8 protein-coding genes are annotated in these 8690 nt (G+C 72.1%); 4 read left to right on the top strand and 4 right to left on the bottom strand.

Annotation, left to right across the window (positions count from 1 at the left end):
- The coding region (locus ACWDSL_RS49940; protein ID WP_450495993.1) for an FAD-linked oxidase C-terminal domain-containing protein at positions 1-1963 on the bottom strand (1963 nt) is incomplete at its 3' end.
- The gene (locus ACWDSL_RS49945) at positions 1950-3665 is read right to left on the bottom strand and encodes an IlvD/Edd family dehydratase (RefSeq protein WP_450495995.1); all 1716 of its coding nucleotides are present in this window, start codon (positions 3663-3665) and stop codon (positions 1950-1952) included. The genes ACWDSL_RS49945 and ACWDSL_RS49940, both read right to left, overlap by 14 nt.
- Positions 3666-3712: 47 nt before the next feature.
- Between ACWDSL_RS49945 and ACWDSL_RS49950 the strand changes: the two genes are divergently transcribed.
- The 4 genes from ACWDSL_RS49950 to ACWDSL_RS49965 are packed head-to-tail and all read left to right on the top strand — an operon-like array spanning position 3713 to position 7218.
- Positions 3713-4537 carry an IclR family transcriptional regulator gene (locus ACWDSL_RS49950; RefSeq protein ID WP_450495997.1) on the top strand — a complete coding sequence of 275 codons (825 nt, stop codon included), beginning with the start codon at positions 3713-3715 and terminating at the stop codon, positions 4535-4537.
- Between the two features lie 28 nt (positions 4538-4565).
- Positions 4566-5426: a fumarylacetoacetate hydrolase family protein gene (locus tag ACWDSL_RS49955; protein ID WP_450495998.1), complete on the top strand. Its 861-nt coding sequence runs from the start codon at positions 4566-4568 to the stop codon at positions 5424-5426.
- Positions 5427-5437: 11 nt separating this feature from the next.
- Positions 5438-6472 carry a zinc-dependent alcohol dehydrogenase gene (locus tag ACWDSL_RS49960; protein WP_450496000.1) on the top strand — a complete coding sequence of 345 codons (1035 nt, stop codon included), beginning with the start codon at positions 5438-5440 and terminating at the stop codon, positions 6470-6472.
- Positions 6469-7218: an SDR family NAD(P)-dependent oxidoreductase gene (locus tag ACWDSL_RS49965; RefSeq protein WP_450496002.1), complete on the top strand. Its 750-nt coding sequence runs from the start codon at positions 6469-6471 to the stop codon at positions 7216-7218. The genes ACWDSL_RS49960 and ACWDSL_RS49965 overlap by 4 nt, the downstream gene beginning before the upstream one ends.
- Before the next feature lie 12 nt (positions 7219-7230).
- Here the strand turns inward: ACWDSL_RS49965 and ACWDSL_RS49970 are convergent, their stop codons facing one another.
- A complete protein-coding gene (locus tag ACWDSL_RS49970) occupies positions 7231-8211 on the bottom strand; it encodes a beta-galactosidase (RefSeq protein ID WP_450496004.1) in 981 nt (326 codons plus the stop codon).
- 120 nt (positions 8212-8331) lie between these two features.
- The coding region (locus ACWDSL_RS49975; RefSeq protein WP_450496006.1) for a sensor histidine kinase at positions 8332-8690 on the bottom strand (359 nt) is incomplete at its 5' end.

Consider the following 8690-nt stretch of genomic DNA (forward strand, 5'->3'; position numbering starts at 1 on the left):
CGGCGGCCGCGACGCGGGTGGCGCCGTCCCAGTGGCGGGCCGCGGCGGCCCACGCCCTCTGTTCGGTCCGGCCTCGACGTTCGGCGCGCAGCCGACGGGTCAGGTCGCCGGTGTCGATGAGTACGGGGCAGGCCGTTCGGCACATGCCGTCCACCGCGCAGGTGTCGACGGCGTCGTACTGGTACTCCGCCTCCAGCCGCTCGAGCAGGTCGGTGTCCCCGGCCGCCCGGGCACGGGCGATCTCGCGGCGCAGCACGATGCGTCGGCGTGGCGTGGTGGTCAGGTCCTGGCTGGGGCAGACCGGTTCGCAGTAGCCGCACTCCACGCAGCGGTCCACCTCCTGCTCGACGGTGGGTGTCGACTTGAGGTGGCGGATGTGGACGTCCTGGTCGTCGCTGAGCAGCACGCCGGGGTTGAGCAGACCGTGTGGGTCGAGGAGGTGTTTGACTTCGCGCATGACGTCGTGGAGCTCGTCGCCGTACTGGCGGCGGACGTACGGCGCCATGATGCGGCCGGTGCCGTGTTCGGCCTTGAGGGTGCCGTTGTGTCCGAGGACGAGGTCGACCATGTCGTCGGTGAACGCCAGGTATCGCTCGATCAGCCGGGGGTTGTCGAAGTCCTCGTTGAGCAGGAAGTGGACGTTGCCGTCCTTGGCGTGACCGAAGATCACGCTTCCTGTGTAGCCGTGGCGGTCGAAAAGCTCGGTGAGGTGGGTGCAGGCGGGCAGCAGCTGGTCGACGGGGACGGCGATGTCTTCCAGCAGGGCCGTGGTGCCGGAGGGGCGTGCCCCCGCGACCGCGGTGTAGAGACCCTTGCGGATGTGCCAGAGCGCGGCGCGGATGCCCGGTTCGGACGTCAGTGCGCCATGGGCGGTCAGGGGAAGTGCGCCGAGGACGGGAGCCGTCCGTGTGACCCGGTCCTGGAGCGCCTCGGCGGTCGCCTCCTGGTGTTCGACGAGGAGTGCCGTGTGGTCTCGGACATCCAGTTCGCGCAACGCCCGGGTGGCTTCGGGGTCGCGCTGGGCGACTCGCAGGCTCGTGGCGTCGAGGAGCTCCACGGTCGCGAACCCGGCGTCCACCAGTTGGGGCGGGGCGCCGGTCGCCGCCGCGAGGTCGGGGAAGAGGAGCAGTCCGGTGGCCGCGTGCGGGTGGGCCGGGACGGTGCGGAAGGTCGCCTCGGCGACGAAGGCGAGGGTGCCTTCGCTGCCGATGACCAGGTGGGTGAGGATATCGACCGGGCGGGTGTGGTCGACGAAGGAGTTGACGCCGTAGCCCATGGTGTTCTTGATGGCGTACAGACGCCGGATCGTCTCGACCGACACGGGGTTGCCGCGCACACGGTCGCGCAGGCGCACGAGTCCCTCGTGGATGCCCGGTTCGAGCGCGCGCAGACGCTCGTCGGCGTCCGCAACGCCCGTGTCGATGACGGTGCCGCTCGGCAGGACGAGGACGGCCGACTCCAGTGTGCGGTACGTGTTGAGTTCGGTGCCACAGGCCATGCCGCTGGAGTTGTTCGCGACGACACCGCCGATGGTGCAGGCGGCCTCGCTGGCCGGGTCGGGGCCCAGCTTGCGGCCGTACCGGGCCAGGCGGGTGTTCACCGCCCGTACGGTGGCCCCCGGCTGGACCCGTACGCGGGCGCCGTCGTCGAGGACCTCGATGCCGCGGAAGTCACGGCGGGTGTCGACGAGGATCCCGTCGTTGGTGGCCTGGCCGGAGAGGCTGGTGCCGCCGGAGCGGAACGTCAGGGACAGCCCGTGGGCGGCGCTCGTGCGCAGCAGCTCGGACACCTGGGCCGCGTCCTTGGGGGTGACCACGGCGTCGGGCACCAGCAGATAGTGCGAGGCGTCGTGGGCGAAGGAAAGCCGGTCGGAGGCGCGGGCGGCGACCGCGCCCGGTGCCGCCGCCTCCAGGCGCGCGAGCAGCGCGGCGTCGGCCGCGCGGAGACCGTCAGTGCGACTCACGGCTCACCTCGGAACCACTGGAGCCGACCAGGAAGTCGAGGTCGGCGCCGGTGTCGGCCTGCAGGACATGGTCGACGTAGAGGCGTTCCCAGCCGCGCCGTGGTGTGGCGAAGCCGGTGACGGTGGCCTCGTCGGGGGTCCTGCGGGCGAGTTCGTCGGCGGGTACGTCGACGTCGATGCGGCGGGCCTCGACATCGAGGGTGATGAAGTCCCCGGTCCGTACGAGGGCGAGGGGGCCGCCGGCCGCGGCTTCGGGGGCCACGTGCAGGACGACCGTGCCGTACGCGGTGCCGCTCATCCGGCCGTCGCAGACCCGGACCATGTCCCGGACGCCCTGCTCCAGCAGCTTCTTCGGCAGCGGCATGTTGGAGACCTCGGGCATGCCGGGGTAGCCCTTGGGGCCGCAGCCGCGCAGGACGAGGACGGAGTCGGCGTCCACGTCCAGGTCCGGGTCGTCGATGCGGGCGCGGAAGTCCTCGATGGAGTCGAAGACGACCGCCCGGCCGCGATGTCCGAGGAGGTGCGGGGAGGCGGCGGCCGGTTTGATCAGCGCGCCGTCGGGTGCGAGGTTGCCGCGCAGGACGGCGATGCCGCCCTCGGCGACCAGCGGCTCGGCGCGGGTGCGGATGACCTCGCCGTCCCAGATCGGGGCGTCGTCGAGGGAGGCGACCAGGGGCTTGCCGGTGACGGTCAGCGCGTCGGGGTCGAGCAGGTCGCCTACCTCGCGCAGGACGGCGAGCAGGCCGCCGGCGCGGTGGAAGTCCTCCATGAGGAAGCGGCCGGCCGGCTGGAGGTCCACCAGGACCGGCACGCGGGAGCCGATGCGGTCGAAGTCGTCGAGCGTCAGGTCGATGCCCAAGCGGCCCGCGATGGCCAGGAGGTGGACGACGGCGTTGGTGGAGCCGCCGATGGCGGCCAGCGCCACGATCGCGTTGTGGAAGGACGCCTTGGTCAGGAACGTCCCGGGTCGCCGGTCGGCGGCGACCATGTCCACCGCCAGCCGGCCGGTGTGGTGCGCGGCCCCCAGCAGACGGCTGTCGGGCGCGGGGGTCCCGGCCGTGCCGGGGACGACCGTGCCCAGGGCCTCGGCCACCAGGGCCATCGTCGAGGCGGTGCCCATCGTGTTGCAATGGCCGCGGCTGCGGATCATCGCGGACTCGGAGCGGGTGAACTGCTCCTGGGAGAGCGTGCCCGCCCGCACCTCCTCCGACAGCTGCCACACACCGGTGCCGCAGCCCAGCAGGCTGCCTCGGAAGGTGCCGTTGAGCATCGGGCCACCGGGGACCACGACCGCGGGGAGGTCCACCGAGGCGGCGGCCATGAGCAGCGAGGGGATCGTCTTGTCGCAGCCGCCGAGCAGGACGACGCCGTCGACGGGGTTGGCCCGCAGCATCTCCTCCGTGGCCATCGCGGCCATGTTCCGCCACAGCATCGCGGTGGGCCGCACATTGGTCTCGCCCAGCGACACGACGGGCAGGTCCAGCGGTATCCCGCCCGCCTCGTACACGCCGTTGCGCACCGAGGCCGCCACCTCGTTCAGATGCGCGTTGCAGGGGGTCAGGTCCGAGGCGGTGTTGGCGATGGCGATCTGCGGCCGGCCGGTGAAGGCGTCGTCCGGCACGCCGCGTCGCATCCACGCCCGGTGGATGTAGGCGTTGCGGTCCTGACCCGCGTACCACTGTGCGCTGCAGAGCCTCACCATGGAGCCCCTTCCAATAATCGGTACGACGATCTAAAGTTTGGAACGCCATGAAGCATACGCAGACAGACGACGGATCGACAGACCCCGGCGAGGACGGCGTGACCGGCGCCGACGGCGGCCGGCTCGTCGGCTCGGACCGGGTGCTCGCCGTCCTCAAGGAGCTCGCGCGGCATCCCGACGGGGTGGGCCTGGACGAGCTGACCCGCGCGATCGGCAGCCCCAAGCCGACCGTGCACCGGGCACTCGGCGCCCTGCGCCGGGCCGGCCTTGCCGACCAGGACGCGAGCAGCCGTTATGTGCTCGGGGACGAACTCCTGCGCATGGCCTTCGCCCACCACGAGGCCCGCCCCGACCACGTCCGGGTCCGTCCGGTGCTGGAGGCGCTGGCGCATCGGTTCGGCGAGACGGCGCACTACGCGGTTCTCGACGACCGGGAGGTCGTCTACCGCGCCAAGGTCGACCCGCCCACCGGTGCCGTCCGGCTGACCTCGACGATCGGTGGACGCAACCCCGCCCACACCACCGCCGTCGGCAAGCTGCTGCTCGCACGGCAACTGACGTCGCCGGCGGAGGTCGAGAGGTGGATCGGCGACTCCCCGCTGGAGCGCCGGACACCCCGGACCCTGCTCACGGCCGCCGACCTGCAGGGGGAACTGACGGCCACCCGTGAACGGGACTACGGCATCGACGACCAGGAGAACGAGAAAGGGGTCAACTGCCTCGCCGTGCCCGTCTACCTCACCTCGCCGACCACGCCGTCCGGAGCCGTGAGCATCAGCGCGCTCGCCTACCGCACCCCCCTGGCGTCCCTCGTCGACGCACTCGTCGAGATCCGCGCCCTGCTCGGCCCCCTCGGCGAGCCCCACAGCTGAACCTCCTGCCAATCCTGGAGAAAGACCCATGTACCTCATGCGTATCGGTGCCCCCGGCGCCGAGAAGCCCGTCGCCCGCGTCGACGACGAGACGTACGTCGACCTGTCCGATGTCGTCACCGACTTCGACGAGGCGTTCTTCGGATCGGGCGGCATCGACCGAGTCCGCCCCGTCGTGGCCGAGCGGGCGGCGGCGGGCCGGGTGTCCCGCTTCGCCGGGGAACGTGTCGGCGCACCCATCGCGCGTCCGCACCAGATCCTGTGCATCGGCCTCAACTACCGTGACCACGCGGCCGAGAGCGGCATGCCCGTTCCCGACGAGCCGATCCTGTTCACCAAGTCGCCCAACACCCTCATCGGCCCCCACGACGACGTGCGCATCCCACGGGGCTCGGCCAAGAGCGACTGGGAGGTGGAGCTCGGCATAGTGATCGGCCGGCGCACGAGCTACCTGGACTCGGTGGAGGAGGCCCGCGCCGCCATCGCCGGGTACGTCGTCGTCAACGACGTCAGCGAACGCGCCTTCCAGCTGGAGCGCGGCGGGCAGTGGGCCAAGGGCAAGTCCGCCGAGACCTTCAACCCCGCCGGTCCATGGCTCGCCACCACCGACGAGATCGACGATGTTCTCGCGCTGGACATGTGGCTGGACGTCAACGGTGTGCGCCGGCAGACCGGCAGCACCAAGACGATGGTCTTCGACCCGTACTTCATCGTGCACTACCTGAGCCAGTTCCTCGTCCTGGAGCCCGGCGACCTGATCAACACCGGCACCCCGCCCGGCGTCGGCATGGGGCTCACTCCGCCCGTATATCTCCAGCCGGGTGATGTGATGGAGCTGGGCATCAAGCAGCTCGGCACCCAGCGTCAGCACGTTCTCGGTCCCCGGTGAGCCGTCGCGTGATGCGCGCGTTCGTCCTGACCGCCCCCGGCGCGTACGAGGTCCAGGACCTCCCGGCGCCGGTGGCCGGCCCCGGCGAAGTCGTCGTCGACGTCGAACGGGTCGGCGTGTGCGGCACCGACGTGGAGTTCTTCACCGGCGAGATGGCCTACCTCCACCAAGGACACTCCTCCTACCCGATACGGCTGGGCCACGAGTGGTCCGGGCGCGTGGCGGCGGTCGGTGACGGCGTCGCCCCCGGCTGGCTCGGCCGCCGCGTCATGGGCGACACCATGCTCGGCTGCGGCACCTGCCGCCGCTGCCTCCGCGGGCGCCGGCACGTGTGCGAGAAACGGCGCGAGGTCGGCGTCCGCGGGGCGCAGCCCGGGGCCCTGGCGGAGCAACTCGCCGTACCCGCCTCCTCGTTGCACGCCCTGCCCGACTCCGTCGACGCCGTGCTCGGCGCGCTCGTCGAGCCGGGTGGCAACGCCCTGCGCGCCGCGCGCGCCGCCGCACCGGACCCCGGGGACCGCGCCCTGGTCCTGGGCCCGGGGACGATCGGCCTGCTCGTCGCGATGTTCCTGCGCGCCGCCGGCGCCGAGGTCCACCTGATGGGCGCCACCGAAGGCTCCCTTGCCTTCGCCCGCTCCCTGGGCTTCGCGCACGTATGGACGGAGGGTTCCGTACCGGACCTTCCGTTCGACGCCGTCGTGGACGCCTCGAACGCCGCCCATCTGCCCGCACGAGCACTGGACTCGGTCGAACCTGGCGGCCGGGTCGTGTGCATCGGACTGGCCGGCGAACCCAGCAGGATCGACACCCGCACTCTCGCCCTCAAGGACGTGACCGCCGTGGGTGTCCTGTCCGCCTCCCCCGGCCTCGACGCCACCATCCGGGCATACGCCGACGGATCGGTCGACCCCAGGCCCCTCGTCGCGGCCACCGTAAGCCTCGACGAGGTGGGCCCCGTCCTCGCCGGCGAACGCCCGGCCGGCTCCGGGCCCGGCCCCAAGATCCACGTCAACCCGCGATCGAGTGCAGCGAGGACAGCCTCATGAGCGACTTCCACGACGTCGGCGCGATCGTCACCGGCGGCACCGGCGGCACCGGCGGCATCGGCGCCGCGACGGCCACCCTCCTGCGGGAGCGCGGCGCCCGGGTGGCGGTCCTGGACCTGCGCACCGACAACGCACCGGCCGGAGTGCACGCCGTACGCTGCGACATCACCGACCCCGCCGCGGTCGACGAAGCCCTCGCCACCGCCGTCGGCCTGCTGGGCTCGCTCGACGTCCTGGTGAACAACGCGGGCATCGGAGCGGTCGGCGACATCGCGCAGAACGACGACACCGAGTGGGCGCGCGTTCTCGACGTCAACGTCACCGGCATCGCCAGAGTCACCCGGGCCGCCCTCCCCCACCTGCTCCGCTCGCCACACCCGGCGATCGTCAACACCTGCTCGGCCGTCGCGTATGTCGGCGTACGACAGCGCGCCCTCTACAGCGCCAGCAAGGGCGCCGTGCACGCGCTCACCCTCGCCATGGCCGCCGACCACGCCGCCGACGGCATCCGTGTCAACGCCGTCGCCCCCGGCACCGCCGACACGCCGTGGGTGGCACGCCTGCTGGAGGGGGCCGACGACCCCGAGGCGGCGGCCCGCGCACTGCGGGCACGCCAGCCCCTGGGGCGGCTGGTGACCGCCGCGGAGGTGGCCCTCGCCATCGCCTCACTCGCCTCCCCCGCGGCGGGCTCCACCACCGGCACGATCCTGCGCGTCGACGGGGGAATGACCGCCGTACGGCTGTGATCCCTGGCGGCCCTACCGCTGCGGTCCCACGCCTGGGACGTCCTCGGCTTCCTCCACAAGGACACGGACGTCCCAGGGGCCCAGTTCGAGTGTGTCGCCCTCCGCGCAGGGCCGGCCGCTGACGACGTCCCGGAACGCGGCGGACAGTCGCACGCGCTCCGGTGTCCAGGACCAGTTGTGCAGTAAGCGGAGGCGCCGGCCGTCGGTGGCGGTCGCGCCGGTCGTGGTCACGCTCTCGGGCAGGTCCTGCCGTGTCACGACGGGCGACGGACACACCCAGGCCATCAGCGCCTTGGCGAAGGCCCGGTCGGGCACGGTGCCGACGTAGGTGATACGCATACGGCCCTCTCCGACCCGCCGCGTGGTGGCGGCGGGCCACCTGCCCAGGTGGGGATGGTCGTACCGCGCCAGGACGGTGGCCTCGTCGGCGATGAGGCCATCGGACCACCTCGTGGCGGCAGCCGCCCCGTCGAACACCAGACCGGCTTCGGAGGCGACAACGGGCACCTCCTCGGACAGATTGCCGAACTCCTCGTACCGGACACCGGATGCGGTGGCGAGGCGGGCCGGCATGATGTCGGTGCGGGCCCGGCCCTCCTCGTCGCCGTATCCGGTGCGTGGCCCCAGGACCAGGTGGCCGCCCGCCTCCGCGTACGCCGCGAGCCAGTCGAGCGTCCGGTCGTCGGCGAGGTACAGGCCGGGAACGACCAGCACCCAGTGCTGCCGCACCGCCTGCTCGGGAGGCGTGTCGGCGAGCTTTCGGGCGTGCACGATGCGCATCTGGAGCCGGGCGTCGAACGCGCCTCGGTGGAAGGGGTTGAACGAGCCGCGGCAGGAGTCCTGGTCGGGACTGCCGTCAGTGTGCGCGAGCGGCGGGTACTTCTCCATCAGCCACTTGGCCGGGCGGGAGTACACCAGGGTGACGTCCGCGTCCGGAACCAGGTCCATGACGAGGTCTCCCGCCGCCTCGAACTCGGCGCCGATTCGAGCCACTTCCGCGTGGATGCGGCCGGGCCGACCACTGTGCGGCAGGACGCCGCCCCACCGTGCCGTTTGTGTTTGGCCGACCGGCGGCGTCTCATCGGGTGGCCGGTGCGGCCGCGGTGAAGCGCGTCATTTCTCGGCTGGGGTGGGGGCTTGGGGGAGGCGTAGTTGGAAGCATGCTCCGAGGGTCCGGGGGGTGAGGGTGAGGGTGCCTTTGTGGCGGTGGGCCAGGTCGCGGGCGATGGCGAGGCCCAGGCCGGTGCCGCCGTGGTCGCGGGAGCGGGCGTCGTCGAGCCGGACGAAGCGTTCGAAGATGCGCTCGGCGTCCTCGGTGGGCACGCCTGGTCCGTCGTCGTGCACTGTGAGGACGGCCCAGGCGTCCTGGTTTCGGATGGTGATCTGGATGCGGTGTGCGGCGTGGCGGGCGGCGTTGTCGATGAGGTTGCGCAGTAGTCGTTCGTATTCGTCGGGGTTTCCGTGTGCGTGTG

It is taken from the genome of Streptomyces sp. NPDC000941 (genome assembly GCF_053599555.1).

What these genes read in the sequence shown, in the direction of transcription:
- ACWDSL_RS49950 (WP_450495997.1), top strand. Translation starts at nt 3,713, where the DNA reads ATGAAGCATACGCAGACAGACGACGGATCGACAGACCCCGGCGAGGAC.
- ACWDSL_RS49955 (WP_450495998.1), top strand. Translation starts at nt 4,566, where the DNA reads ATGTACCTCATGCGTATCGGTGCCCCCGGCGCCGAGAAGCCCGTCGCC.
- ACWDSL_RS49945 (WP_450495995.1), bottom strand. Translation starts at nt 3,665, where the DNA reads ATGGTGAGGCTCTGCAGCGCACAGTGGTACGCGGGTCAGGACCGCAAC.
- ACWDSL_RS49965 (WP_450496002.1), top strand. Translation starts at nt 6,469, where the DNA reads ATGAGCGACTTCCACGACGTCGGCGCGATCGTCACCGGCGGCACCGGC.
- ACWDSL_RS49960 (WP_450496000.1), top strand. Translation starts at nt 5,438, where the DNA reads ATGCGCGCGTTCGTCCTGACCGCCCCCGGCGCGTACGAGGTCCAGGAC.